General features: G+C 62.0%; 23 protein-coding genes and 1 pseudogene. 6 read left to right on the top strand and 18 right to left on the bottom strand.

Annotation, left to right across the window (positions count from 1 at the left end; all coding sequences use genetic code 11):
- Window positions 1-2: 2 nt before the first annotated feature.
- Window positions 3-626, top strand: a complete 624-nt coding sequence (locus tag EGJ09_RS19805) for a glutathione S-transferase (RefSeq protein ID WP_046787524.1) — start codon at window positions 3-5, stop codon at window positions 624-626.
- Window positions 627-779: 153 nt separating this feature from the next.
- Here the strand turns inward: EGJ09_RS19805 and creD are convergent, their stop codons facing one another.
- The 4 genes from creD to EGJ09_RS19785 all read right to left on the bottom strand — a co-directional run bounded on the left by creD (window position 780) and on the right by EGJ09_RS19785 (window position 5,031).
- A complete protein-coding gene (creD, locus tag EGJ09_RS19800) occupies window positions 780-2,108 on the bottom strand; it encodes a cell envelope integrity protein CreD (protein WP_125924601.1) in 1,329 nt (442 codons plus the stop codon).
- Between the two features lie 108 nt (window positions 2,109-2,216).
- Window positions 2,217-3,650, bottom strand: a complete 1,434-nt coding sequence (creC, locus tag EGJ09_RS19795) for a two-component system sensor histidine kinase CreC (RefSeq protein WP_115273074.1) — start codon at window positions 3,648-3,650, stop codon at window positions 2,217-2,219.
- A complete protein-coding gene (gene creB / locus EGJ09_RS19790; protein ID WP_125924600.1) occupies window positions 3,650-4,330 on the bottom strand; it encodes a two-component system response regulator CreB in 681 nt (226 codons plus the stop codon). The genes creC and creB overlap by 1 nt, the downstream gene beginning before the upstream one ends.
- Before the next feature lie 200 nt (window positions 4,331-4,530).
- A complete protein-coding gene (locus EGJ09_RS19785) occupies window positions 4,531-5,031 on the bottom strand; it encodes an ATP-dependent zinc protease (protein WP_012316630.1) in 501 nt (166 codons plus the stop codon).
- A 182-nt stretch (window positions 5,032-5,213) separates the two neighbouring features.
- Here EGJ09_RS19785 and EGJ09_RS19780 point away from each other — a divergent pair, with 182 nt between their 5' ends.
- Window positions 5,214-6,101, top strand: a complete 888-nt coding sequence (locus EGJ09_RS19780; RefSeq protein WP_115273076.1) for an acyltransferase — start codon at window positions 5,214-5,216, stop codon at window positions 6,099-6,101.
- A gap of 19 nt (window positions 6,102-6,120) precedes the next feature.
- Here EGJ09_RS19780 and EGJ09_RS19775 read toward each other — a convergent pair whose 3' ends face one another.
- The 3 genes from EGJ09_RS19775 to EGJ09_RS19765 all read right to left on the bottom strand — a co-directional run bounded on the left by EGJ09_RS19775 (window position 6,121) and on the right by EGJ09_RS19765 (window position 7,420).
- Window positions 6,121-6,696 (bottom strand): DUF2780 domain-containing protein, encoded by a 576-nt coding sequence (locus EGJ09_RS19775; protein WP_115273077.1) that lies wholly within the window; start codon window positions 6,694-6,696, stop codon window positions 6,121-6,123.
- 183 nt (window positions 6,697-6,879) lie between these two features.
- Window positions 6,880-7,152, bottom strand: coding sequence for a DUF3077 domain-containing protein (locus tag EGJ09_RS19770; protein ID WP_012316633.1), 273 nt, complete (start codon window positions 7,150-7,152; stop codon window positions 6,880-6,882).
- 19 nt (window positions 7,153-7,171) lie between these two features.
- Window positions 7,172-7,420, bottom strand: a complete 249-nt coding sequence (locus tag EGJ09_RS19765) for a hypothetical protein (protein WP_012316634.1) — start codon at window positions 7,418-7,420, stop codon at window positions 7,172-7,174.
- Between the two features lie 413 nt (window positions 7,421-7,833).
- On the opposite strand from EGJ09_RS19765, the gene EGJ09_RS19760 reads away from it, so the two are divergent.
- A complete protein-coding gene (locus EGJ09_RS19760) occupies window positions 7,834-8,769 on the top strand; it encodes an RHS repeat-associated core domain-containing protein (protein ID WP_125924599.1) in 936 nt (311 codons plus the stop codon).
- A 73-nt stretch (window positions 8,770-8,842) separates the two neighbouring features.
- Window positions 8,843-9,802 (top strand): RHS repeat-associated core domain-containing protein, encoded by a 960-nt coding sequence (locus tag EGJ09_RS19755; protein ID WP_125924598.1) that lies wholly within the window; start codon window positions 8,843-8,845, stop codon window positions 9,800-9,802.
- Between the two features lie 83 nt (window positions 9,803-9,885).
- On the opposite strand, the gene fdhA is transcribed toward EGJ09_RS19755, so the two are convergent.
- From fdhA to EGJ09_RS19720, 7 genes are all read right to left on the bottom strand, one after another.
- A complete protein-coding gene (fdhA, locus tag EGJ09_RS19750) occupies window positions 9,886-11,085 on the bottom strand; it encodes a formaldehyde dehydrogenase, glutathione-independent (RefSeq protein WP_008095899.1) in 1,200 nt (399 codons plus the stop codon).
- A gap of 263 nt (window positions 11,086-11,348) precedes the next feature.
- Complete coding sequence (gene purU, locus EGJ09_RS19745) at window positions 11,349-12,206, bottom strand: formyltetrahydrofolate deformylase (protein WP_125924597.1); 858 nt, start codon at window positions 12,204-12,206, stop codon at window positions 11,349-11,351.
- Between the two features lie 10 nt (window positions 12,207-12,216).
- Window positions 12,217-12,849 carry a sarcosine oxidase subunit gamma gene (locus tag EGJ09_RS19740; protein WP_046787515.1) on the bottom strand — a complete coding sequence of 211 codons (633 nt, stop codon included), beginning with the start codon at window positions 12,847-12,849 and terminating at the stop codon, window positions 12,217-12,219.
- Window positions 12,850-13,008: 159 nt separating this feature from the next.
- The gene (locus tag EGJ09_RS19735) at window positions 13,009-16,026 is read right to left on the bottom strand and encodes a sarcosine oxidase subunit alpha (RefSeq protein WP_119687904.1); all 3,018 of its coding nucleotides are present in this window, start codon (window positions 16,024-16,026) and stop codon (window positions 13,009-13,011) included.
- Window positions 16,023-16,358, bottom strand: coding sequence for a sarcosine oxidase subunit delta (locus EGJ09_RS19730; RefSeq protein WP_046787513.1), 336 nt, complete (start codon window positions 16,356-16,358; stop codon window positions 16,023-16,025). Before EGJ09_RS19730 ends, EGJ09_RS19735 begins: the two co-directional genes overlap by 4 nt.
- Before the next feature lie 14 nt (window positions 16,359-16,372).
- Window positions 16,373-17,623, bottom strand: coding sequence for a sarcosine oxidase subunit beta family protein (locus EGJ09_RS19725; RefSeq protein WP_012316642.1), 1,251 nt, complete (start codon window positions 17,621-17,623; stop codon window positions 16,373-16,375).
- 15 nt (window positions 17,624-17,638) lie between these two features.
- Window positions 17,639-18,892 carry a serine hydroxymethyltransferase gene (locus EGJ09_RS19720; protein WP_046787512.1) on the bottom strand — a complete coding sequence of 418 codons (1,254 nt, stop codon included), beginning with the start codon at window positions 18,890-18,892 and terminating at the stop codon, window positions 17,639-17,641.
- 324 nt (window positions 18,893-19,216) lie between these two features.
- On the opposite strand from EGJ09_RS19720, the gene EGJ09_RS19715 reads away from it, so the two are divergent.
- Complete coding sequence (locus tag EGJ09_RS19715; protein ID WP_125924596.1) at window positions 19,217-20,257, top strand: low specificity L-threonine aldolase; 1,041 nt, start codon at window positions 19,217-19,219, stop codon at window positions 20,255-20,257.
- Between the two features lie 106 nt (window positions 20,258-20,363).
- On the opposite strand, the gene EGJ09_RS27070 is transcribed toward EGJ09_RS19715, so the two are convergent.
- The 4 genes and pseudogenes from EGJ09_RS27070 to EGJ09_RS19700 all read right to left on the bottom strand — a co-directional run bounded on the left by EGJ09_RS27070 (window position 20,364) and on the right by EGJ09_RS19700 (window position 22,966).
- The gene (locus EGJ09_RS27070) at window positions 20,364-21,092 is read right to left on the bottom strand and encodes a methyl-accepting chemotaxis protein (RefSeq protein ID WP_371316863.1); all 729 of its coding nucleotides are present in this window, start codon (window positions 21,090-21,092) and stop codon (window positions 20,364-20,366) included.
- A 135-nt stretch (window positions 21,093-21,227) separates the two neighbouring features.
- Window positions 21,228-22,256: pseudogene (locus EGJ09_RS27065) on the bottom strand (cache domain-containing protein); the annotation flags it as partial.
- Window positions 22,257-22,436: 180 nt separating this feature from the next.
- Complete coding sequence (locus tag EGJ09_RS19705) at window positions 22,437-22,739, bottom strand: cell division protein ZapA (protein ID WP_012316646.1); 303 nt, start codon at window positions 22,737-22,739, stop codon at window positions 22,437-22,439.
- On the bottom strand, window positions 22,736-22,966 hold the full coding sequence (locus EGJ09_RS19700) for a hypothetical protein (RefSeq protein WP_012316647.1): 231 nt from the start codon (window positions 22,964-22,966) through the stop codon (window positions 22,736-22,738). The genes EGJ09_RS19705 and EGJ09_RS19700 overlap by 4 nt, the downstream gene beginning before the upstream one ends.
- 276 nt (window positions 22,967-23,242) lie before the next feature.
- On the opposite strand from EGJ09_RS19700, the gene EGJ09_RS19695 reads away from it, so the two are divergent.
- Entirely contained in the window at window positions 23,243-24,868 is a 1,626-nt protein-coding gene (locus EGJ09_RS19695; protein ID WP_046787509.1) for a methyl-accepting chemotaxis protein, read from the top strand.
- Window positions 24,869-24,982: the final 114 nt, after the last annotated feature.

Raw genomic sequence — 24,982 nt, 5'->3', positions numbered from 1 at the left:
CCATGAGCACAATGACCCTGTTCCACTCACCGCTGTCGCCATTCGTGCGCAAGGTGATGGTCGTGCTGCACGAGACCGGGCAGCTTGAGCGTGTTGCGCTGCAGGGGGTGAACATCACCCCGGTCAGCGGCGACGACCAACTCAACCACGGCAACCCGATCGGCAAGATCCCGGCCCTGCGCCTGGAAGACGGCACTGTGCTGCATGACAGCCGGGTCATCTGCGAATACCTCGACCTGCAGCATGTCGGCCTGCCGTTGCTGCCGCGCGAGGGCTCGGCACGCTGGCGGCGCATGACGCTGGTATCGCAGGCGGATGCGATCATGGATGCGGCGGTTTCCAGCCGCTATGAGAGCGTCCTGCGGCCTGAGGACAAGCGCTGGGACGGCTGGCTTGAAGCGCAGAGCGAGAAAATCCGCCGCAGCCTGGCCAACCTGGAGCAGGAGCACCTGGCAGAGCTGATATCCGGCTTTGATCTGGCCGCAATTGGCGTGGCCTGTGCGCTTGGGTACCTGGACCTGCGTCAGCCTGGTTTTGGCTGGCGTGAGCGTCAGCCCGGGTTGGCAGCGTGGTATGCCGAGGTGGCCAAGCGGCCGTCGATGGTCGCCACAGCACCCGACACCTGATACACCGCAATCGCCGGCAAGCCGGTCCCCACAAGGAGGGAGCCGGCTTCCCGGCGATTGGGCCGCAAGGCAACCCTCGGCCTCAGCGGGGTATCACAGGAAACAACTGCCCAATCCTGCGAGCCAGCCACCGCCCGATCTCTCTGTCCTCCCTCATGCCGCCCTCCCCACCCGCGCCCAGTCCAGGCGACGGGTCAGCACCATGAACACACCCAGCAAGCCAAAGCACAGCAGCGACCCCATCAACAGCGCATAGTCCTCGGCACTGAGCAGCCCATAGAGCATCGCGTACAACACCGCCAACCCCGCCGCAAAACCCACCCCACGCACCAGGCTGCGCAATACGTGGCTCAGGTAGAAGCCGAGCAGCAACACGCAGGCCGAGGCCGACAGGCCATATGCCAGGCCAAACCCGATGTGTTCGGACAACGAAAGCAGCAGCAGGTAGAAGAACGCCAGGGCCACCCCCACCAGGATGTACTGCACCGGGTGCACACTGAGGTTCTTCAGCACCTCGAACAGGAAGAAACCGGCAAAGGTCAGGGCGATGAACAACAACGCGTATTTGATCGCCCGCTCACTCTTGAGGTATTGGTCCACCGGGTCGATGAAGCTTACCCCGAAGGTCCGCTCGCTGAACTCCGCACACTGTCCGCCGCTGGCACATTGGCGCAGGGCATCTTCGAGGTTGGTGGCGAAGAATGACGTCTGCCAGTGCGCGCTGAAGCCTTTGTCGTCGATTTCGCGGCGGTTGGGCAGGTAACTGCCAACGAAGCTGGGGTGCGGCCAGTTGGCGCGCATGTCCACGCTGCTGGTGCGGCCCACTGGCAACAGGTGCAGTTGCCCGGTGCCTTGCAGTGCCAGATCGAAACCGTAGTTGAACCCGCGGGCCTGCTGGCCATCCAGTTGCGGCAGCGCGACGTGCACGCCACTGCGCAGCCAGTCCAGCCCGGTACCGGCTTCAAACGCCAGGCGCTGGTTATCGATGTTGAGTTCCAGGGCATTTTCAATGCCGCGGATGTCGCTGATGCCAACCACCAGAAACGGCTTGTCGAAGCGGTAGTCATCGAAGTCCTTGTCGATGCCCCAGCGCTCCGGCAGCTGGAAACGCCCCGAAAGACGCCCTTGGGCATGGAACAGCCGCGCCTGGTAGATACCCCGCTTACGCAGTTCGGTGTCCACCCCTAGGTCTGCATCGAAGGTTTCCGGGAGGAAGTACAAGTGGCCGGCGATAGTGCTGGTTTCCTGCACGCTCTGGCCGTCCTTGTCGATCCAGCGGCGCTGCACCTTGCGGTACGGCACCACCAGCAGCGGGCCACTGATCTGCTGGTCAAAACTGGCGCTACGGGCGATGTCGTGCAACACACCGTCGCGCAGGTTCTGGCGCTCGTCGATCAGGTTGTCGATCATCAACAGGGGAATCAGCAACAGCAAAATCAGCAGGGCAATGGTGCCGAGCTTGAAACCGAGGGTCTTGTTCATGGGGCCTCCTGTGGCAGTGGGCGCAGTGTCTGCGCCCTGCGTGGAGGCCTTGGGGAGATTGTGTGGAGATTCGGTGTTTTTTGGGGCAACGCAGCGGCCCCGACAACCTCAGCTGATGCGCCGCTCCGGCAGCCAAAGCCTGACGCGTACCCCGCCATCGACGTTGTTCACCGCCAGCGCCCCGCCATGCAGTTGCATCACCTCGGCCACGAAGTTCAGCCCCAGCCCGGTACTCTTGCGCCCACTCCCCGGCCGCGGCAGCGAATAGAAACGCTCGGCAACCCGGCCGATGGCGTAGGCGGGTATCGCCTCCCCCTGATTGAACAGGCTCAGCGCCACACGCTCGCCATCGCGCTCCAGCTCGAACAGCAGCGCGCCGCCCGGCGGGGTGAAATCCAGCGCATTGTCGAGCAGGTTGGCCAGTGCCTGGCGCATGAGAAACGGATCGCACAGCAGCCACAACCCCGCCGGCACCCGCTGGCGCACCTGCAAGCCGCTTGCGTCGATGCGTGCGGCATGCGCCAGCAGCAGCTCATCGACCAACGCCGCCAAGGCAACCTGCTGCTCATCTTCCAGCGCCTGCATCTGCTCGACCCGCGCCAGGTTGAGCAACCGCTCGATCATCTGCTGCAGCCGCTCGCTTTCGCGCTCGATGTTGCCGGCAAAACGCGCCCGCTGCTCGGCCGGCATATCACCCTGGAGCAATTCAGACGCACCGCGGATAGCCGCCAAAGGGCTCTTCAACTCGTGGGTCAGGGTATGCACGTAGCGTTCGACATACGCCTTGCCCTCAAGCTGTGTGCGCATGCGCTCCACCGCATTGGCCAGGTGCGCCAGCTCACCGCCCTTGTAGTAAGGCAGCGCAGCGCGCTGGCCTTCGCTGACCGCCTGCGCATAGCGGGCCAGCCTGCGCAGGGAGCGGGCCAGCCACCAGGACAGCGCGGCGCCGACCAACAGGCCCATGCCGATCAGCCCCAACCCCAGGCCAAGCAAACGCTGTTCGGAACGGTCGATGTACGGCTGCAGTGAACTGTTGGGCTTGGCCACGGTGACCACGCCGATAACCTTGCCCTGGTCAACGATCGGCGCGGCCACGTGCATCACCGAGGTGCTTTCATCCTCTTCGACGCTGCGGGTGGAACGGGCACCGTATTGGCCGCGCAGCGTCAGGTACACGTCGTTCCAGCGCGAATAGTCCTTGCCCAGGTCCTGGCCGCTGGAATCGAGCAGCACGATGCCTTGGGCATCGGTAACGTAGATGCGGTGGCTGACCTGGTTTTTGGCCAGGCCCCAGATCTGCGCGCCGGGGCTGCGCAAGCCATACGCCTTGAGCACCTCAGGCAGGCGGCTCTGGGCAAGGGTGCCGGCCTTGACGTCATCGTGAAGGATCTCGGCCAGCAGGTTGGCAGTGTCTACCAGGGTTTCCTCGGAAGACTGGCGTACCACGGGGCGAATCTGCTCGCGCACCGTATTGAGCAGGAAGTAACCCGCCAAGCCGACGAACAGGAAGTACACCAGAAAGATCCGAATGCCCAGGCGCATCAGGCGTGTTCCGGGCTGTAGCTGTAACCCAGCCCACGGTGGGTCTGGATCGGTTCGGCATGGGCAGCCACCTGCCGCAGCTTGGCGCGCAGGCTCTTGATATGGCTGTCGATGGTGCGCTCGTAACCCACGTCGGAGGCCACTCCCAGCGCATCGAGCAACTGTTCGCGGCTGAATACACGCTGCGGTTGCTCCAGCAGGCATTGCAGCAAACGGAATTCGTGGCGGGTCAGGCTCAGCGGCTGGCTGCGGTAGCTGATCAGCATGCGCAGGGTGTCGAGCTGGAACACTGCCGTTTCGGCGGGTGGCTCGGCCCGTGGCGCCATGCGCTTGAGGATCGCCCGCACCCGAGCCGCCACTTCCCGCGGGCTGAAGGGTTTGACCACGTAGTCGTCGGCGCCTATTTCCAGGCCTACCACCCGGTCGATTTCACCGTCCCGGGCGCTGAGGAACATGACCGGCACCTCGGTGAACCGGCGGAGCTGGCGGCAGGTGTCAAAACCACTGATGTCGGGCAGCCCGATGTCGAGGATCACCAGGTCGGCCGGCCGCTGGCGCTGCTGCTCCAGGGCCGCGGTGCCCAGGGTCACCCACGCGGTGCTGTGGCCCTCGGCCTGCAGGGCGTAGATCAGGGTATCGGCGATGGCGGCTTCGTCTTCGACGATGAGAATGTGGGGCATGGCATCCGGCCTTGCTGAGGGCGAAGCTGGACATATAGGCAAGTTTCAATGAAGACGCAATCCTCTGTAGGAGCGGCCTTGTGTCGCGAAGGGGCGCGCAGCGGCCCCAATATCTGTGCTGCTGTGGATATTTTGGGGCCGCTGCGCGCCCCTTCGCGACACAAGGCCGCTCCTACATGAAGAGCGCGTCGCCCTTCGGATCAGCAGTCAGGCTTGCCCGCAGTGAAACGTTTGGCCGGGTTTACCGCAGCCTTGAACTCGCGCAACGCCTTGGCCCCCACCAGCAACGGATAGTTGAAGCTGCTGCGGTCGACCAGGTTCACTTCCACGGTGCGTTTCTCATCCCCCAGGCACAACTCAAGGTCGATTACCGGCCTGCGCGAAAGCTCGGGCGCATCGCCTTCATCGTCTTCGTCGGCGCGGTTCTTGATCTTGCTGATGCGCGAAACCTTATGCTCGTACACCTTGCCGTCGGACTCCTTGGTCGCCAGGCGGAAGCGCACCCAATCCTCGCCATCGCGCGTGAAGCGCTCGATGTCCTTGGCCGACAGCGAAGCGGTGTAGGCCCCGGTGTCCATCTTGGCCTTCAGGGTTTCGCCGAGTTCAGGCAGGGAGATGTTCTCATAACGGCCGTAAAGCGTAGGTTCTGCGGCCATTACCGGCAGCGCCAACAGCGACAACAGGGCTAGCATTGGTTTCACAGGCAGGCTTCCTTGAAAGGGGTCAGTGCTTAGACTGTGCAAGCAGGATAGGTTCGCTGTCACAAGGGTAAACAACATAATGTGAAACATTTGTCCGCGCCGCTGGGCATTGGACATTTGGCGTAGGCTGCGGCGCTGCTTATCATTGCCGCCCGTTCAAATCCCACAACAAGAGTTTCCCTATGCGTCGCCTGCTGACCGGCATTCTTACGACCATCCTGCTGCTGCTCAACACCGTGGTGCTGATCTGCCCGCTGCTGGTCTTCGCCCTGCTCAAACTGGTGCTGCCGGGCCGGTGGCGTGATTATGCCTCCGCTGCCGTAATGTGGGTCGCTGAAGCCTGGTCGGAAATCGACAAGGCCATTTTCGCCCTGTGCATCCCTACCCAATGGGACATCCGCGGCGTCGAGAGCCTGCGCAAGGACACCTCCTACCTGGCCGTGAGCAACCACCAGACCTGGGTAGACATCCCTGCACTGATCGAAAGCCTCAACCGCCGCACGCCGTTCTTCAAGTTTTTCCTCAAGAAGGAGCTGATCTGGGTACCGCTGCTGGGGCTGGCCTGGTGGGGCCTGGATTACCCGTTCATGAAGCGCTACAGCAAGGCGTTTCTGGAGAAGCACCCCGAGCTCAAGGGCAAGGACCTGGAAATCACTAAAGCCGCCTGCGAGCTGTTCAAGCGCCAGCCGGTGACTGTGGTCAACTACCTGGAAGGCACCCGCTTCACCGAGGCCAAACGCCAGGCACAGCAGTCGCCATACCGTTACCTGCTCAAGCCCAAGGCCGGCGGCGTGGCGTTCGTGCTGGCGGCGCTGGGCGAGCAGCTGGATGCGCTGCTGGACGTGACCATCGTTTACCCCGGCAACAAGGCTCCGGGGTTTTGGGACCTGCTCAACGGCAGCATCAGCCGGGTGATCATCGACATTCAGGTGCGAGAGCTTGACCCTGCCCTATGGGCAGGGGATTACGAGAATGATCCGGCGTTCCGCCAGGCAGTACAGGCCTGGGTGAATCAGCTGTGGGTTGAGAAGGACCAGCGGATCGAGCAGTTGCGCGGGGAGATGGGCTGACCGCGGCCCTATAAGGCCCTCACACCGACGGCTGAGCCAAAGGCGCCGGGGTAGTCCACAGGCTGCCCAGATTCTGCAGCAATGAACCGGCAATCCCCTGCTGGCCCAGGTACTGCAAAATCAACGGCGCGAACTGCCCGATCATGCCCGTATCCATACCCAGCGCCTTGAAGGCATTGTCCAGGTCGCTGCGGTTCTCAACGTTGTTACCCAATGCATTGCTCAATGCCGACTGGTTTTGGCTGTTCTTGCCCAGCATTTCGCCCAGCCCACTCAACCCGCCCAGCATGGCGGCGCCAGACAGCAAGTCCAGCCCCGGCACAGCCTGGGTCAGCTGACCGTAGTCGTCACTGCTCAGGTTGTTGCGCGCCAGCCCCAGCATCGCCCCTGCCCCGCCCACGGCCTGTTCCGGGGTGATGTTAAGTTCGCTGCCCAGGGTGTTGAGCAGATTGGCCTGCGCCTCAGGCGCCTGCACCTGGGCTTGCTGATTCTGGTTTTGCACGGCCGACACAGCATTGGCGGCATCGCTGAGGTTGAAGGCGAACACCGGGCTTGCGGCCAGGGTCATCAGGGTTGCCAGGGTGAATGCTTTCATCGGGGGGACCTCGTAGGCCGGAATGGCCTGGGAAACGAGGCATTCGACTGAGTGTTCAGAGGTTTGTTCCGGGCCGCGCATCGGGCAGACCCGCATCAGCCCCCCGTTCAGCCGCAGGAGCGGCCTCGTGTCGCGAAAGGGCCGCAAAGCGGCCCCAGCAGCCTGACTGCCAGCCTCAGGTAATCAACGCACCCTGTTCCGGGCAATTTCGATGTCATCCATGATTGCCTTGGCAAACGCACTCAGGTAATCCGCCGCACCGAGCAGCTTGTGGTCATCCTCCATATCACCTTCGCGCACCAGGTGCTTGATGTACCCCAGCAGCACCGACACCTGTTCATAGGCGTGCTCGAACGGCACGCCCGGCATCACCCGGAAAATATGGCAAGGCTTGTCACCGGCCTCGCAGAACGTCTCGACGCCAACGGTCATGTTTGCGTGTGTGTCTTCACTCATCGTATTGCCCCCCAAACCTTCACATGCGCTCAAGCGCATGCTCGATCAACGCATGTGCGGTATCGGCGCTATGCACGGCATTGGTGAGCATGTACACGCCCGGCTCGCCGGTATGCGCGCGGCAATACTCGCCGACGACTTCCGAAATACCCAGCAGCATCTCGCTGGCGACCGCCAAAGCCTCGGGTGGGATCAGTTCGGGGTGGATGGAGGAATAGAGGGTGTTGAACAGTTTGAGGCGAGGTGGATCGGGGACTATTTTTTTCATCAAAACACCATGCAGTGTGAAGTGCCACCCGTCCGTTTCCACACATTAGGGTGACAGCTGTACACGGGGTGGAAAGACCGGTGCATGGTTAACCCGGCAGGCCCGAAGACCTCCCGCGTACAGCCGCCATATCGACAACAGCCATGCATCTTGCCGGGTTTCCACGCCCGATCGCTGAACCATTCAGCGACTCGAACAGGCTAGAGGGTGAGGATTCCAGGGGCAATCAGACGGCGGTCGACAGAATGCGTAGGGTATTTCCTACTACCTCAACGAGTATGTAGGAAGTTACCCATCGCTAGGTGGGCAGTTTCTGCATACCTATCATTTTTGCCAGTAGCCGGCGATCTCTATACTGACCACTATCTCCCGCAGTGCCGATCAACACCAGTCATCGCTAAAAGGGGAGTCTAATGAAACGTCAGCCGGACACTCGTCAGTTTTTCTACCAAAACGGAAAGCTCACCACCGTCAACCAAGGAGGACAACGGCACACCATCTTTCGTACCGGCGAAGTATCACTGGCGGAACGTGACACCGACTTGGCAGCAAGCGCTGCCCTGCTGTGTACAAACGATAGCGGCTCAGTGCTATGCATAAGTAGCGCAGCAGAACCACTGGCCTATACGGCTTATGGGCACAGCGCCGACGACGCTAGCGCGTTATCCGTAGTGAGATTTAACGGCCAGCATCCGACAGGCCAAGGGCACTATATGCTCGGGAATGGATACCGCCTTTACAGCCCCGAGTTGATGCGGTTTTATTCCCCAGACAGTCTGAGTCCGTTTCAAAGCGGCGGCATGAATATGTATACCTACTGCTCCGGGGACCCCATAAACTTTTCGGACCCGAGCGGGCACGTTGGCATCCCCAACTTCTTAAGAACCAATAAATCCCTACTTTCGATTACTGCAAAAAAATTCAACAAAAACGTTCAGAAATCAACATTCACGAAACATGAGATACTCACAGGAAGGACGGTCCAGAACTATGACTTCGACCCGCGCAAACCGAGCTCCCATACCCTCATTATCCCGGAAAAAGTCGTCAGCAGCTTACAGGCCCTCGACACCAAAGCATCAAAACAACTTAACACAATAACCAACCTTACAAACAAGACAAAACAATCAGTAATTCTAGACATTGACGACTTGCGCAAATTCGACACCATTCAGAAAACCGATCACTTATACGTCACCGCACTAGAAAGACAAGGAAACTCTAAAGCCCAATATGCCCAGTACATAAAAAACCAACAAGAACAGACGAAAACAGTATTAGGGTATTTTCAGAAACTCAGCAGTTCAAACCTGGAAGCCACGCGCGTACGGAGAGGGCTGGACGACTGATGACACGGGCAGTGATCAATATCAAACTTCACGCCGCCATCCGTAGAAAACCTGACGCCAGAGGGATCAATTGATGAGTCGATCAGCGAACAGCTCACTTTTCTTCTACCAAAACGGGAAGCTCGTCACCGTAAAACAGGGCAACCAGCAACGCGCCATCTTACGCCATGCCGAGATGCCCCTGGCCGAAGTGCAAGCGGGCGAAGCTTATGGCACCGGGCTGTTGGTTACTGATGACAAGGGATCTGTCCTCGCGGTACAAGCCGATAACGACGAAGAGGAACACGACTTTTCTGCGTATGGTCATGATCCTGGGTTACCTTCATCACTGACGTTGCTTGGCTTTAATGGCCAACTGATTATGCCCGCCCACGCTTACTTGTTAGGCAATGGGTATCGGGCCTACTCCCCAACGCTTCATCGTTTCCTGTCGCCAGACAGCTGGAGCCCGTTCGGGCCGGCAGGGGTAAATGCCTACTGCTACTGCGAGGGCGATCCAATAAATAGCTCAGATCCCACTGGCCATATGAAGCGCCAAAGTCCGAGACTTGCTTTGCCCACCCGGAGACCACGACCAACGCCTACTCGTTCTCTGACAGACATAAATGAACCTGACGTATTTTCAAGAATTATTACCCACCTTGATCTGCCGAGCGCTGCTGCGCTTTCCAGAACCAATAAGCACATTCACAGCATGACTGAACCAGCCCTGAAAAAAATAAAAAGCTCGCTGGCTCAGCCGGATGCTGAAAGCCTAATAGAGTCCGCACTCAATCGCACGCTCGGCCCAAATCTTGGGCATTCCCGCGAGCTACTTGTCAAACGTCCAGATATTGAGCTAACACGTTTTGCCCGCCGCGATGCTGCAGCAGCTAACCTCGTCGATGACATCAACATCGAACGACGTTTCCGCTCCGCGCAGAGAACCAGGTCACCTTCGCGCGACTCATCACTTTCCGGCTCGGATTCCGAGGATGAGATGCAACGCATCAATAACGGCATACGAAGAGCGCTTAATGGACCCCAGCTTTGAAACGCATACCGCCCTACTATGATCGAGCGCCGCGCGGGCGGCGCTCGATCTGAACAGCGCTGGAAAATCTGGCGCCCTACACGTCAAGCCGCACTAAACGTCTTGTGCGGATCAATCACAAACTTCTTCGGCACCCCGGCATCGAACTCGCCATACCCTTCCGGCGCCTGATCCAGGCTGATGACCTGCACGCCTACGACCTCGGCGATATTGATGCGATCCCACATGATCGCCTGCATCAATTGGCGGTTGTATTTCATGGTCGGGGTCTGGCCGGTGTGGAAGCTGTGCGACTTCGCCCAGCCCAGGCCAAAGCGGATGCTCAGCGCGCCGATCTTGGCGGCAGCATCCACCGCGCCCGGGTCTTCGGTCACGTACAGGCCAGGAATACCGATGTTGCCGGCAACGCGGGTCACCTGCATCAGCGAGTTCAGCACGGTAGCCGGGGCCTCGTGCTTGGCGCCTTCATGACCATGGCCACGGGCTTCGAAGCCTACGGCATCGACGGCGCAATCCACTTCAGGCTCACCGAGGATATCGATGATCTGCTCGTGCAGCGGGGTGTCCTTGGACAGGTCGACCACTTCGAAGCCCTGGGACTTGGCGTGTGCCAGGCGCAATGGGTTGAGGTCACCGACGATGACGCAGGCAGCGCCCAGCAGGCGGGCGGAGGCGGCGGCAGCCAGGCCGACCGGGCCAGCACCTGCGACGTAAACGGTACTGCCTGGGCCTACGCCAGCAGTCACGGCACCGTGGTAGCCGGTTGGCAGGATGTCGGACAGACAGGTCAGGTCACGGATCTTCTCCATGGCCTTGTCGCGATCCGGCAGTTTCAGCAGGTTGAAGTCGGCATACGGTACCAGCACGTATTCGGCCTGGCCGCCGGTCCAGTCGCCCATGTCGACATAACCGTAGGCACCGCCGGCGCGAGCCGGGTTGACGGTGAGGCAGACACCGGTGTGCATCTCTTTGCAGGAGCGGCAGCGGCCGCAGGCGACGTTGAACGGCACCGACACCAGGTCGCCGATTTTCAGGCGTTCGACGTCACGCCCCATCTCGACGATTTCACCGGTGATTTCGTGGCCCAGGACCAGGCCGACCTGGGCAGTGGTGCGGCCGCGGACCATGTGCTGGTCGGAGCCACAGATGTTGGTGGAGACCACCTTGAGGATGACGCCGTGCTCGATCTTCTTGCCGCGCGGGTCCTGCATCTTCGGGTAGTCGATCTTCTGCACCTCGACCTTGCCAGCGCCCAGGTACACCACTCCACGATTGCCAGACATGCTCTTACCTCGCTTGATTTGTATTTATGCAGCGTTGGTTGAAGCGCCGCCGTCCATGGGCGACATGTGTTGCTGGAATGCAGGGAATTGTGGGCTTGATGGAGCGCGAGGCACTGACTGAAAACGACAGGGGGATGCCTTTTTACGGCAGGCCAAAAGCGGGGGCCGCTTTGCGGCCCTTTCGCGACACAAGGCCGCTCCTACAGGCGCCTGTAGGAGCGGCCTTGTGTCGCGAAAGGGCTGCGCAGCAGCCCCAGAATTGTTCAGAGAACGACAGTACGGTTGGCGTTGAGAAACACCCGCCGCTCGATGTGATACCCGACCGCCCGCGCCAGGGTCAGGCATTCGATGTCTCGCCCCTTGGCAATCAGGTCCTCGGGGTAATGGCTGTGGTCCACCACCTCGACGCCCTGGGCGATGATCGGCCCTTCATCGAGGTCGTTGTTGATGTAATGCGCCGTGGCACCCACCATCTTCACACCCTTGTTGTACGCCTGGTGATAAGGCTTGGCGCCCTTGAACCCCGGCAACAATGAGTGATGGATATTGATCGCCCAGCCATCCAGACGCCGGCACAGTTCAGGCGACAGCACCTGCATGTAGCGGGCAAGGATAACCAGCTCGGCGCCGGTCTCTTCGATCACCTGCAGCACCTTGCGCTCTTGCCCGGCCTTGTCGTTGGGGTCGAGGGCGAAGTGGTAATAGGGAATCTTGTGCCAATGCGCCAATGGCTCGAGATCGGGGTGATTAGAGATCACCGCGACCACGTCCATCGCCAACTGACCAATGCGCTGGCGGTACAGCAGGTCGTTCAGGCAGTGGTCGGCCTTGGACACCATGATCACCACCTTGGGGCGGTGATTCGGTGCGGTCAGCTCGAACGCCATGCCAAACGCATCACCGCGCTCGGCGAGGCCGGCACGGAAACCGACCTCGTCAAAATCGTCCGGCTGGCGGAACTCGACGCGGATGAAAAAGCGCCCCGACTGCCGGTCATCGAAGGAGTGGTGCTCGGTGACGTAGCAGCGCTGCTCGAAGAGGTAACGCGTCACCACGTCGACGGTGCCGAGCATGCTCGGGCAGTCGGCGGTGAGAATCCAGGTATCCGGTGCCCGACTCATGTTGCTCTCCTTAGGCTTCGATGCTCAGGCCGTATTCGGCAGAAGCGTCCTGCAGCCACAGCCACCAGTAATCGGCGAAGCTGCGGCGAATCACCAGCTCCCAGGTGTCCTCGGCCGTGCGGCGGATCACCAGCTGCGACTTGGCGAACACGGTACCCACCGCCTTGCCGACCGGGAAGTTGTTCGGGTGAACATCATAGCTGGTGGACTTCATCAGCACTTCGCGCACGTGCGGGCCGCGCAGCTCCAGCAGGCTTTGCCCGCCGCTGACGTTGACCACCTGGATGTGCTGGCCTTCAAGGGCCGCGCGCAGCTTTTGCTCGACGGCGAACTCCTGGCCGCCAGGGACGATCAGCAGCCACTCATCAGGGCCGAGCCACTGCAGCGACATGTCGCTGTTGGCGACCACGGTCAGGGCCACTGGCAGCTCCAGGCCAAGGGCCTTGTGCACGCCTGCGGCGAACTCCGGGTCGTGGCCGTTGCCACGAAGGGTCAGGTGGCCGAGGAATTTCTTTTCACGCAGGGTTACGCCTGCGTTCTTGCGGCCCTTGCCAACCAGGCTGGCCAGGTCGGCATGGTGCAGCGGCGACTGAGCTTTGGCGTCGGCGCCGGGGTTTTGCTGGAAGACGTTGATAGCGCTCATTTCTTACCTGCCTTGAATTCTTGGTCGTCGATACGACGCAGCTTGCAGGGTGTGTTTGCCGGTTCCCACAGGGACCGCACCTACCTTCACAACTGCATCGATCCTGTGGGAGCCGGCTTGCCGGCGATTGGGCCAGCCGGCTCGTCACAGGGCCCGGAGTCAAACGTTCTGCCGCTCACCCTTCGGGTCGAAGAACACCGAAGACACGATTTCTGCCTCGATCACGCTGCCATCGGCTTGCGGCGAATAAACGCGCTCGCCCATGCGTTTCAGGCCGCCTTTGACCACACCCATGGCAAACGAATAACCCAGGGAGTTGGCCGCGTAGCTGGAGGTGACGTGGCCGACCATGTCCATCGGGATCGGCTGCTTGGGGTCGAACACCAACTGGGCGCCTTCGGGCAGCCACTTGGTCGGGTCCACAGGCTTGAGGCCCACCAGTTGCTTGCGGTTTTCCCGCACACAGTCCTCGCGGTTCATGCCACGCAGGCCGATCCACGAGAACGGTTTGTTGCGGCCCACGCACCAGCTCATGTTGAGGTCGTCCGGGGTCATCGAGCCGTCGGTGTCCTGGCCAACGATGATGAAGCCCTTCTCGGCACGCAGTACGTGCATGGTTTCGGTGCCGTACGGGGTCAGGTTGTACTTCTTGCCGGCTTCGATGACTTTTTCCAGCACGCCCATGGCGTAGTTGGCCTGCACGTTGACTTCGTACGACAGCTCACCGGTGAACGAAATACGGAACACACGGGCAGGTACGCCACCGACAGTGCCTTCCTTCCAGGTCATGAACGGGAAGGCGTCCTTGTCCAGGTCGATGTCGTCGGTCAGCTCGCTGAGCAGCTTGCGGCTGTTGGGGCCGGACAGGGTCAGCGTGGCCCAGTGGTCGGTAACCGAGGTGAAATACACCTTCATCTCTGGCCATTCGGTCTGGTGGTACAGCTCCAGCCACTGCAGCACGCGTGCGGCGCCGCCGGTAGTGGTGGTCATGTAGAAGTGGTTGTCGCCGACACAGGCGGTAACGCCGTCGTCGAAGACCATGCCGTCTTCTTTGCACATCAGGCCATAACGGGCCTTGCCCACATCGAGCTTGGTCCAGGCGTTGCTGTAGATGCGGTTGAGGAACTCGCGGGCATCCGGGCCCTGGATATCGATCTTGCCCAGGGTCGAGGCGTCGAGCAGGCCCACGCTGTCGCGCACGGCCTTGCACTCACGGGCCACGGCGGCGTGGATGTCTTCACCGGCCTTGGGGAAGTACCAAGGGCGCTTCCATTGTCCGACGTCTTCGAACTCGGCGCCGTTCTTCACGTGCCAGGCATGCAGGGCAGTGAAGCGCACGGGCTCGAACAGGTGGCCACAGTGACGGCCCGCTACCGCACCGAAAGTCACCGGCGTGTAGTTGGGGCGGAACATGGTGGTGCCCATTTCCGGAATGGTGATACCGATCGAACGGGCGGCGATGGCCAGGCCGTTGATGTTGCCCAGTTTGCCTTGGTCGGTACCGAAGCCCAGCGCGGTATAGCGCTTGACGTGCTCGACCGACTCGAAGCCTTCGCGGGTGGCCAGTTCGATACCGGCGGCGGTCACATCGTTCTGCTGGTCGACGAACTGCTTCGGCCCCTTGCTGCCCTTGTCGTGCGGCACCTGGAACAGCGCCACGGTGGCCTCTTCCTTGCGTGCAACGGTCTTTGGCAGCGTGCCGGTGGTAGCCTTGAAGCCGGCTTCGGTGGCGGCGCGCACGCCGCCTTCGAAACCATCGGCAATCACATCGCCCAGTGCATACACGCCGTTGATGCCACCCACGCACACGCGCTTCTGCGGCGCATCACCGGGCACGAAGCCAAGGATATCGTCACGCCATACCGGGCGACCGCCCAAGTGCGAGGCCAGGTGGACGATCGGGCTGTAGCCGCCGGAGGTTGCGATCAGGTCGCATTCGAGGGTTTCGCCTGGGCTGGTGACCTTGTGTGCCTGCACATCGATGGCCGCCACGCGGGCACCGGTGACATGCTTGCTGCCTTTGGCCTCGATCACAGCGCTGGAAGTGAGGATGCGGATGCCTTTGGCACGGGCTTCCTCAACCAGCGAACCACGGGGGTTGTGGCGGGCGTCGGCGATGGCGACGACCTGCAGGCCAGCGTCATGCCAGTCCAGCGCAGCGCGGTAGGCATGGTCGTTGTTGGTCGACAGCACCAGCTTGCGGCCCGGCGCCACGCCGTAGCGGCGCACATAAGTGGAGACAGCACCGGCCAGCATGTTGCCCGGCACGTCGTTGTTGCCGTACACCAGCGGGCGCTCGTGGGCGCCGGCGGCCAGTACAACGCGCTTGGCACGTACACGGTGCACACGGTGGCGAACCTGGCCGATCGGCGCGCGGTCACCGAGGTGGTCGGTAAGGCGCTCGTGAATGGTCAGGAAGTTGTGGTCGTGGTAACCGTTGACCGTGGCGCGTGGCAGCAGGGTCACTTCCGGCAGGCTTTCCAGCTCTTTGACCACGGCGTTGACCCAGTCAGCGGCCGGTTTGCCGTCGAGGGTCTCGCGGCTGTCGAGCAGGCTGCCACCGAACTCTTCCTGTTCGTCGGCCAGGATCACCCGGGCACCGCTGCGCGCAGCGGCCAGGGCAGCGGCCAGGCCTGCAGGGCCGGCGCCGACGATCAGCACATCGCAGTGCTGGTTCATGTAGTCGTAGCTGTCCGGGTCGTTCTGCAGCGGCGCACGGCCAAGGCCTGCCGCCTTACGGATGTACTTCTCGTAAGTCATCCAGAACGATTTCGGGTACATGAAGGTTTTGTAGTAGAAGCCCGGCGGCATCATGCTGCCGCCGACCTTGCCGAGGATGCCCATGACGTCGTTGTTGACGTTCGGCCAGCCGTTGGTGCTGGTGGCGACAAGGCCTGCGTACAGCGCCTGCTGGGTAGCGCGCACGTTGGGGATCTGCGTGGCTTCGCTGGAGCCGATCTGCAAGATGGCGTTCGGCTCTTCGGTACCGGCGGCGATGATGCCGCGTGGGCGCGAGTACTTGAAGCTACGGCCAACGATGTCGACGCCGTTGGCCAGCAGCGCGGCGGCCAGGCTGTCACCGGCATAACCCTGGTAGGTCTTGCCGTTGAAGGTGAAGTTCAGGACCTTGCTGCGGTCGATACGGCCGCCGCTGGCGAGGCGATAGGTCTGGCTCATACTTTTTCCCCTTGGCCTTTGGCGGTCGACGGTGCGCTGCTTTGCTTGCCGCCTGCGGTCACCTGCGGCTTCTCGCCGATCTTGTAGGTTTCCAGAATTTCGTAGGTCACGGTGTCGCGGGTGACGTTGAAGTACTGACGGCAGCCGGCAACGTGGTCCCACAGTTCATGGTGAATACCGCGCGGGTTGTCGCGGAAGAACATGTAGGTGCCCCACTCCTCGTCGGAGCAGGCGTTGGGGTCCAGCGGGCGGGCGATGTGCGCCTGGCCAGAGGCGTGGAACTCTTCTTCGGAGCGCAGCTCGCCGCAGTGGGGACAGAAAATATGCAACATGACGGTGTCTCCGGTTAGTGGGCGACGGCGGCGGCGCCGTGTTCGTCGATCAGTGCGCCGTTGTAGAAACGGTCCATGGAGAACGGCGCAGCCAGCGGGTGCATCTCGCCTTTGGCCAGGCTGGCGGCGAAGACGTTGCCCGAGCCCGGGGTCGCCTTGAAGCCGCCGGTGCCCCAGCCGCAGTTGAAGAACATGTTCTTGACCGGGGTCTTGGAGATGATCGGGCAGGCGTCCGGCGAGGTGTCGACGATGCCGCCCCACTGGCGGTTCATGCGTACGCGCGAGAGGTTGGGGAACATCTCGACGATGGCCTGCAGGGTGTGCTCGATCACCGGGTACGAACCGCGCTGGCCGTAGCCGACCCAGCCGTCGATACCGGCGCCGATCACCAGGTCGCCCTTGTCGGACTGGCTGATGTAGCCGTGCACGGCGTTGGACATGATCACGCTGTCGATGATCGGCTTGATCGGCTCGGACACCAGTGCTTGCAGCGGGTGCGATTCCAGCGGCAGGCGGAAGCCGGCCAGCCTGGCCATGTGCCCGGAGTTACCGGCAGTGACCACGCCGACGCGCTTGGCGCCGATGAAACCTTTGTTGGTTTCCACACCGATCACTGCACCGTTTTCCTTACGGAAACCGATCACTTCGGTCTGCTGGATCAGGTCCACGCCCAGGGCGTCGGCGGCACGGGCGTAACCCCAGGCCACGGCGTCGTGACGGGCGACGCCACCACGGCGCTGAACGGTAGCGCCGAGGATCGGGTAACGGGTGTTCTTCGAGCAGTCCAGGTACGGGATTTCGGCCGCGACCTGGGCAGTGTTGAGCAGTTCGCCATCGACGCCGTTGAGGCGGTTGGCGCTGACGCGGCGCTCGGAGTCACGAATGTCCTGCAGGGTGTGGCACAGGTTGTAGACGCCGCGCTGGGAGAACATCACGTTGTAGTTGATGTCCTGGGACAGGCCCTCCCACAGCTTCATGGCGTGCTCGTACAGCTGCGCCGACTCGTCCCACAGGTAGTTGGAACGCACGATGGTGGTGTTACGGGCGGTGTTGCCGCCGCCCAGGTAACCTTTCTCGACCACCGCGACATTGGTGATGCCGTGTTCCTTGGCCAGGTAGTAGGCCGTGGCCAGGCCATGGCCGCCACCGCCGACGATGACCACGTCGTAGACCTTTTTAGGGGTCGGCGTGCGCCACATGCGCTGCCAGTTCTCGTGGTGGCTGAGGGAGTGTTTGAAGAGGCCGAAGCCCGAGTAGCGTTGCATGGTCGTTTACTCCACTCAGCGGTAAACAGGGAAGTCGGCGCACAGGGCCGCAACGTTCTTCGCCACATCGGCTTCGACGTCAGCGTCACCGAGGTTGTCGAGGATGTCGCAGATCCAGCCGGCCAGGGCCACACACTGGGCGACCTTGAAGCCGCGGGTGGTGACAGCCGGGGTGCCGATGCGCAGGCCGGAAGTGACGAACGGCGACTGCGGGTCGTTCGGCACGGCGTTCTTGTTGACGGTGATGTGCGCGCGGCCCAGGGCAGCGTCGGCATCTTTGCCGGTCAGGCCCTGGCGGATCAGGCTGACCAGGAACAGGTGGTTGTCGGTACCGCCGGAGACCACGTCGTAGCCGCGGTCGATGAACACCTGGGCCATGGCCTGGGCGTTGTCGATGACCTGCTTCTGGTAGCTCTTGAACTCAGGCTCCTGAGCTTCCTTGAAGCACACAGCCTTGGCGGCGATGACGTGCATCAGCGGGCCGCCCTGGGCGCCAGGGAATACTGCGGCGTTGAGCTTTTTCTCGATCTCTTCGTTCGACTTGGCCAGGATCAGGCCGCCACGTGGGCCGCGCAGGGTCTTGTGGGTGGTGGTGGTCACCACGTCGGCGAACGGGATCGGGTTCGGGTACAGGCCAGCGGCAACCAGGCCGGCAACGTGGGCCATGTCGACGAACAGCAGCGCACCGACCTTGTCGGCGATGGCGCGAAAACGCGGGAAGTCGAGGGTCTTGGAATAGGCCGAGAAGCCGGCAACGATCATCTTCGGCTTGTGCTCGACGGCCAGGCGCTCGACTTCGTCGTAGTCGATCAGGCCAGTGTCGGTGTTGATGCCGTACTGCACGGCGTTGTAGAGCTTGCCCGAGGACGACACTTTGGCGCCGTGGGTCAGGTGGCCGCCGTGGGCCAGGCTCATGCCCAGGATGGTGTCACCGGCCTGCAGCAGGGCCAGGTACACGGCGCTGTTGGCCGAAGAGCCGGAGTGTGGCTGAACGTTGGCGTAGTCGGCGCCGAACAGCTGCTTGGCGCGCTCGATGGCCAGCGCTTCGACCTTGTCTACGTGCTCGCAGCCACCGTAGTAGCGCTTGCCTGGGTAGCCTTCGGCGTACTTGTTGGTCAGGCCGCTGCCTTGGGCCTGCATGACGCGCTTGCTGGTGTAGTTCTCCGAGGCGATCAGCTCGATGTGATCTTCCTGGCGCTGTTCTTCGGCATTCATCGCCGCCAGCAGTGCGTCGTCGTAACCCTGGATCTGGTCTTGCTTGCTGAACATCGTGGTTCTCCCGGCAGCGATCGTTTCTTGTCTGTAAGGCACTGTGGCCCTTTATGGCGATGGTATGACTGGCCGGGGTGGGTCAGATGCCTGCGCACGCCTTGCAATGGCGCGTTTACGACATTCGCCCGTCGGTTGCTCAAATCCCTGTAGGAGCGGCCTTGCGTCGCGAAAGGGTCGCGACGCGACCCCAGCCATTGCTCAAGCGCTGCTGAAGCTTGGGGCCGCTGCGCGACCCTTTCGCGACGCAAGGCCGCTCCTACATAGGCAACCGCTGAATCGATGGTTTAGAGTGCTGTTCTGCGTTGTTCACAGGACCGTGTCATGACAGATAAAAGCCAACAATTCGCCAGCGACAATTATTCCGGTATCTGCCCCGAAGCCTGGGCAGCGATGGAAAAGGCCAACATGGGCCACGACCGCGCCTACGGCGACGACCAGTGGACCGAGCGTGCCGCCCAGTACTTCCGCGAGCTGTTCGAAACCGACTGCGAAGTGTTTTTCGCCTTCAACGGCACCGCCGCCAATTCGCTGGCCCTGGCCTCGCTGTGCCAGAGCTACCACAGCGTGATCTGCTCCGAGACCGCCCACGTCGAGACCGACGAATGTGGCGCGCCGGAGTTTTTCTCCAACGGCTCCAAGCTGCTCACCGCGCCCAGCGTCAACGGCAAGCTGACGCCGCAATCGATCCGTGAAGTGGCGCTCAAGCGCCAGGACATCCACTACCCCAAGCCGCGTGTGGTGACCCTCACCCAGGCCACCGAAGTGGGCACCGTGTACCGCCCCAATGAGCTCAAGGCGATCAGCGCCACCTGCAAGGAGCTGGGCCTGAACCTGCACATGGACGGCGCGCGGTTCACCAATGCCTGCGCATTCCTTGGCTGCAGCCCGGCCGAGCTGACCTGGAAGGCGGGCGTGGATGTGCTGTGCTTTGGCGGCACCAAGAACGGCATGGCGGTGGGTGAAGCGATCCTGTTCTTCAACCGCGACCTGGCCGAAGACTTCGACTACCGCTGCAAGCAGGCCGGGCAACTGGCCTCGAAGATGCGCTTCCTGTCGGCGCCCTGGGTCGGGCTGCTGGAAGACGGCGCCTGGCTGCGCCATGGCAACCACGCCAACCATTGCGCGCAGTTGCTGGCCTCGTTGGTGAGTGACCTGCCGGGGGTGGAGCTGATGTTCCCGGTGGAGGCCAACGGGGTGTTCCTGCAGATGCCGGAGCCGGCGCTGGAAGCACTGCGTGGCAAGGGCTGGCGGTTCTACACCTTCATTGGCAGTGGCGGGGCGCGGTTCATGTGCTCCTGGGATACCGAAGAGGCACGCGTGCGCGAGTTGGCGGCGGATATCCGCAACATCATCATCGCCTGACAGCTTGCCGGGAGGGCTTTGCCCTCCTTTCGCGACGCAAGGCCGCTCCAATCGTCTGTAGGAGCGGCCTTGTGTCGCGAATGGGCCGCAAAGCGGCCCCAGCGATCTAAAGTTTGAACCCGCCCATCTGCCGCGCAAGATCATCGGCCAGCCCACGCAACGCCTGGCACTCCTCGCGACACCCCTGCACTTCCGCCGCCGTTTCCCTGGCCAGGTCAGAAATCCCCTGCACCGTCCGGTTGATCTCCTCGGTCACCGCCGACTGCTCTTCCGTCGCCGTGGCCACCTGATGGTTCATGTCGCTGATGTGCTCGACCTGGTCGGTAATCGCCCCCAACGAGGCCCCGGTTCGCTGGCTCGACTCCACGCCACTGCCCGTCGCCTGCTGCCCCGCCTGCATCGACGTGACCGCCGAACCTGCCCCGTGCTTGAGGCGCTGGATCATCTGCTGAACTTCATCCGTGGACACCTGGGTACGCCGCGCCAGCGTCCGCACCTCATCGGCCACCACGGCAAAGCCGCGCCCCATCTCCCCTGCCCGCGCCGCCTCGATGGCAGCATTGAGCGCCAGCAGGTTGGTCTGTTCGGAAATGCTGCGGATCACCGCCAATACTTCATCGATAGAAGCGACTTCGTCGGCCAGTTGCGCCACCGCATCCGCAGCCTTGCCGATGTCACCCGACATGCCCTCGATACCCTGGATCGACCGGCGCACCACCTCACGCGCCTGCAAGGCTTCCTCGCGCGCTGACTGCGAAGCCTGTGCAGCATCGCCGGCGTTGCGCGCAATGTCCTGCACGGTCAGCCCCATTTCGTGCACGGCGGTGGCAACCATTTCGGTCATTTCCTGCTGCCGTCCGGAACGTTCGGCCGTGTTGTCCACTACCTGAGTCACCTGTTCGACCGCCCGATGCAAGCGCTCGGTGGTGCGCAGCACCTCGCCGATCAGCCCGCGCTGGCTGTCGAGAAAACGGTTGAAGCCGCGTGCCAGATCGCCCAGTTCGTCCTGCCGCGAATCGTCCAGGCGATGGCTGAGGTCACCGGCACCGCTGCCAATCTGCACCAATGCGGCGGTCACACGGCGAATAGGCCGCACCAGCCCCCGCGCCAGCAGCACCACCAGCAACAACGAGAGCAGCGCCACACCCCCACCGATCAACGTGGTAAGCCACAGCGCCTGACGCATCTGCGCATAGATCTCTGCCTCCGGCACCTCGGCAACCAAGGTCCAGTTCAGGTCGCGCAAGGGCAAGCCCAAGGCCAGATAGTCTTCGCCATCACGCTGGAAACGGCTGGTGCGCAAGCCCGGCTCACCACTGATCACCGCCTTGGCGGCCTTTTCATCAAGCTGCTGCGCGAGCTGTCGCTTGCCGCTGAAGGCATTGTCCGGATGCACCTGGATCAAGCCATCGTTGCGTACCAGAAACACCTTGCCGTGCTCGCCAAAGCTGAAGTCGTGGATCAGTTTCGACAGCTCGGTCATGCGCAGGCCCATGCCGGCCACACCGACCAGCTTGCCGTCCTTTTCCACGCGGTAGTCGATGAACAGCGCCAGCTCGCCTGTGGCACCATCGATGTCGATATTGATCAGGCGCTCGGCGCCGCTGTCGATGTAGCCGTAAAACCACTTGTCTTTGGGGTTGTCGCGGCTGAGGGTGCGGTCCAGGCCATTCTCGTTGTAGTAGTGGCCGGTCTCGGTCGAGGCGAAGAGTGTGGTGAAGGCTTGGTTGCGCTGCTTGGCGGCCTGCAGGTATTCGACAAAGCGCGGCAATTCGCCAGCGTCTTCACCATCTGCCAGCCAATCACGCAGCAGCGTGTTGCCGGCGATGTCGGCTGCGGCTACCAGCGGCTGGCCAAGCATTCGCTCGATATCGTTGCGGATGGCTTCGATGCTGGCCGGCAGCGCCGTGTCCACCAGGTAGCGATCGGTGAGGCGGTTGAGCGCCACGGTGAAAATGATCACGACCACCAGGATGCTCGCCAGCAGGGCCGCGCCCATGCTCGCGATCAACTGCCACTGGATACTTCGACGCCAGATACCCATGCCCCTTCCTCCCCAGGAATTTTTGTTTGGGGGAAAGTGTATACACTCAGGTATCCAGTTGTACCAGTGATCTGCAACAAGGATGAAGACGCGGTGGGGCAGGCAAGCCCGTCCCCACAGCGTTCAAGGTGGCTCTTACTGTTCGGCGATGGTCCGAACGATCGCGTCCACCGTGGCGTCGATCTGCGCCTGGGTACGCTCCAGGGTCTGCTGATGTTCCTTCTGCAGTTCAACCTGCTTGGAACACAGATTCAGGGCGGCCAGCACCAGCAGCTTGTCGCCGATCAGGGTCGGGTACGAACGTTTGGTTTCGGCAAGGGCGGTGTTGAGCATGCGTACCGCCTGCGCCAGGGTTTCTTCCTGGCCTTCGGGCGCCTTGATCGAATAGTCGTTGCCGAGGATCGACACGACATTGACCGGCTGCGCTTGCAGTCTCATGCGCCGACGACACCTGCACTGGCGCGCTCAACCAACGCCTGGATGCGCGCGGCGGTGGCGCCGTGCTTCTCTTCCTGCTCCATCAGCGACAGCTGCAGGGTTTCGTTCTCTTCCTTGGCCTGGGCCAGTTCCTGGCCAAGGGTGGTGTTCTGCTCGGTGAGTTGAGCGTTTTTCTGCATCAGGTCGCTGACCAGTTGCTCGAGTTGATTCAGGGAGGCTTCCAGCATGGGGTCTATCTCGGGTTGTTGCAAAGGGCGCACACGATAAAGAAAAGTGTGAGCCATCGCCATTAAATATCGGATTCTCAAGGTTTCTAACCCGCAGATTGACAGGGTATCGGGCCCCTTGTTCCGACCTGGGTCAACCGCTGGTCAGGTAAATGGATAGCTGGCTCACAACTTTCGCCGTTCACGCTCAAGACTGGCCGGTCACGACCGATAGCCAGGCAAGTCATATTTCGTCGCATGGAACGCGTCCACTTCTCTGTCTGGATTCCTCCTTCCATGTCCCTACGCAACATGAATATCGCCCCGCGCGCCTTGCTCGGGTTCGCCCTGATCGGCTTGCTCATGCTCGGCCTTGGTGTCTTCTCGCTCATGCAGATGGGCAACATCCGCCAGGCGGGCCTTGCCATCGAAAACATCAGCGTGCCCAGTATCAAGACCCTGGACGAACTGACCTCGCTCAACCTGCGCCTGCGCACCCTCTCCTACCGCTTGCTGCTCAACCGCGAACCGGAAGTCCAGCGCGACACCTTCAACCTGCTGGACCAGCGCAACGCCGAGATCGACCGCGCTCGCCAGGCCTACCTGCCACTGATCAGCGCGGCTGACGAACAGGCCGCCTTCGACCAGTACACCGAACTGCTCAACCAGTACCGCCAACTGGAAGCACGCATGCGCAGCATGAGCCAGGCCAACCGCACCGACGAACTGCGTGGCCTGCTCAACCGCGACCTGTTGGCCAACTCCGAGCAGATCAACAAAGTCATGAACACCTTGGTGCGCATCAACACAGAACAGACGCGCGCAACCAACGAAACCGCTGCCAATCAGTATGCCGCGGCCTTCGCGTTGGTGATCGGCCTGCTGATTGCCGCAGCCGTGCTGACCTTCCTCTGCGCGTTGCTGCTGACCCGCAGCATCGTCAAGCCCATCGACGAAGCCCTCAAAGCCGCCGAGCAGATTGCCGACGGTGACCTGACCCATACCATCCGCGCCGAAGGCACCGATGAGGCCGCGCGCCTGCTGCGCGCGATGGCGCGCATGCAGGAAAAATTGCGCGACACCCTGCAGCTGATTGCTGGCTCCGCTACCCAGCTGGCGTCGGCCGCAGAAGAGCTGAACGCCGTTACCGACGAGAGCGCGCGAGGCCTGCAACAGCAGAACAACGAAATCGAGCAGGCCGCCACGGCGGTGACCGAAATGACCAGCGCCGTCGAGGAAGTGGCACGTAACGCGGTAAGCACCTCAGAAGCCTCCAGCGAAGCCAGCCGCTCGACCGGCGACGGCCGTGACCTGGTGCTGGAAACCGTGGGTGCCATCGAGCGGATGAGCGGTGATGTGCAGGCTACCGCCAAACTGATCACCCACCTGGCCGAACAGTCGCGCGACATCGGCAAGGTACTGGATGTCATCCGTGGCTTGGCCGACCAGACCAACCTGCTGGCGCTCAACGCCGCGATCGAGGCAGCCCGCGCGGGTGAAGCAGGCCGTGGCTTTGCCGTGGTGGCAGACGAGGTGCGCGCACTGGCCCACCGCACCCAGCAGTCGACCAGCGAAATCGAACGGATGATCGGCAGCATCCAAGGCGGCACCGAACAGGCGGTCGAATCGATGCGCACCAGCACCGAACGCGCCGAGTCGACGCTGAACATCGCCAAGGGTGCCGGCATGGCGCTGGACACCATTGCCGGGGCAGTGGCGCAGATCAATGAACGCAACCTGGTAATCGCCAGCGCGGCGGAAGAACAGGCCCAAGTGGCGCGGGAAGTGGACCGCAACCTGGTGAATATCAATGACCTGTCGGTGCAGAGCGCAACCGGCGCGCACCAGACCAGCGCGGCGAGTGCCGAGCTGTCGCGCCTGGCTGTGGATTTGAATGGGCTGGTGGCACGTTTTCGTACCTGAAATCGCCGGGCCGCTTTGCGGCCCAATCGCCGGCAAGCCGGCTTGTATGGTAGGACTCGAAGGGGTGGGTGGGACCTAAAGCCGGCTTCTGACTGTTCACAGCAGTACAGACCG

The sequence above is a fragment of the Pseudomonas sp. p106 genome, assembly GCF_003936645.1.
GTDB classification, from domain to species: domain Bacteria; phylum Pseudomonadota; class Gammaproteobacteria; order Pseudomonadales; family Pseudomonadaceae; genus Aquipseudomonas; species Aquipseudomonas putida_E.
This window is presented reverse-complemented; position numbering and strand designations above follow the sequence as displayed.

Bases quoted from the DNA above. Each gene is read 5' to 3' on its own strand.
- EGJ09_RS19705 (WP_012316646.1), bottom strand. From the start codon at position 22,739: ATGAGACTGCAAGCGCAGCCGGTCAATGTCGTGTCGATCCTCGGCAAC.
- EGJ09_RS19740 (WP_046787515.1), bottom strand. From the start codon at position 12,849: ATGAGCGCTATCAACGTCTTCCAGCAAAACCCCGGCGCCGACGCCAAA.
- EGJ09_RS19735 (WP_119687904.1), bottom strand. From the start codon at position 16,026: ATGAGCCAGACCTATCGCCTCGCCAGCGGCGGCCGTATCGACCGCAGC.
- purU (WP_125924597.1), bottom strand. From the start codon at position 12,206: ATGAGTCGGGCACCGGATACCTGGATTCTCACCGCCGACTGCCCGAGC.
- creC (WP_115273074.1), bottom strand. From the start codon at position 3,650: ATGCGCCTGGGCATTCGGATCTTTCTGGTGTACTTCCTGTTCGTCGGC.
- EGJ09_RS19755 (WP_125924598.1), top strand. From the start codon at position 8,843: ATGAGTCGATCAGCGAACAGCTCACTTTTCTTCTACCAAAACGGGAAG.
- EGJ09_RS27070 (WP_371316863.1), bottom strand. From the start codon at position 21,092: ATGGTTGCCACCGCCGTGCACGAAATGGGGCTGACCGTGCAGGACATT.
- creB (WP_125924600.1), bottom strand. From the start codon at position 4,330: ATGCCCCACATTCTCATCGTCGAAGACGAAGCCGCCATCGCCGATACC.
- EGJ09_RS19695 (WP_046787509.1), top strand. From the start codon at position 23,243: ATGTCCCTACGCAACATGAATATCGCCCCGCGCGCCTTGCTCGGGTTC.
- EGJ09_RS19780 (WP_115273076.1), top strand. From the start codon at position 5,214: ATGCGTCGCCTGCTGACCGGCATTCTTACGACCATCCTGCTGCTGCTC.
- EGJ09_RS19715 (WP_125924596.1), top strand. From the start codon at position 19,217: ATGACAGATAAAAGCCAACAATTCGCCAGCGACAATTATTCCGGTATC.
- EGJ09_RS19775 (WP_115273077.1), bottom strand. From the start codon at position 6,696: ATGAAAGCATTCACCCTGGCAACCCTGATGACCCTGGCCGCAAGCCCG.
- EGJ09_RS19765 (WP_012316634.1), bottom strand. From the start codon at position 7,420: ATGAAAAAAATAGTCCCCGATCCACCTCGCCTCAAACTGTTCAACACC.
- EGJ09_RS19760 (WP_125924599.1), top strand. From the start codon at position 7,834: ATGAAACGTCAGCCGGACACTCGTCAGTTTTTCTACCAAAACGGAAAG.
- EGJ09_RS19805 (WP_046787524.1), top strand. From the start codon at position 3: ATGAGCACAATGACCCTGTTCCACTCACCGCTGTCGCCATTCGTGCGC.
- creD (WP_125924601.1), bottom strand. From the start codon at position 2,108: ATGAACAAGACCCTCGGTTTCAAGCTCGGCACCATTGCCCTGCTGATT.
- EGJ09_RS19770 (WP_012316633.1), bottom strand. From the start codon at position 7,152: ATGAGTGAAGACACACACGCAAACATGACCGTTGGCGTCGAGACGTTC.
- EGJ09_RS19725 (WP_012316642.1), bottom strand. From the start codon at position 17,623: ATGCAACGCTACTCGGGCTTCGGCCTCTTCAAACACTCCCTCAGCCAC.
- EGJ09_RS19700 (WP_012316647.1), bottom strand. From the start codon at position 22,966: ATGCTGGAAGCCTCCCTGAATCAACTCGAGCAACTGGTCAGCGACCTG.
- EGJ09_RS19730 (WP_046787513.1), bottom strand. From the start codon at position 16,358: ATGTTGCATATTTTCTGTCCCCACTGCGGCGAGCTGCGCTCCGAAGAA.
- EGJ09_RS19720 (WP_046787512.1), bottom strand. From the start codon at position 18,892: ATGTTCAGCAAGCAAGACCAGATCCAGGGTTACGACGACGCACTGCTG.
- fdhA (WP_008095899.1), bottom strand. From the start codon at position 11,085: ATGTCTGGCAATCGTGGAGTGGTGTACCTGGGCGCTGGCAAGGTCGAG.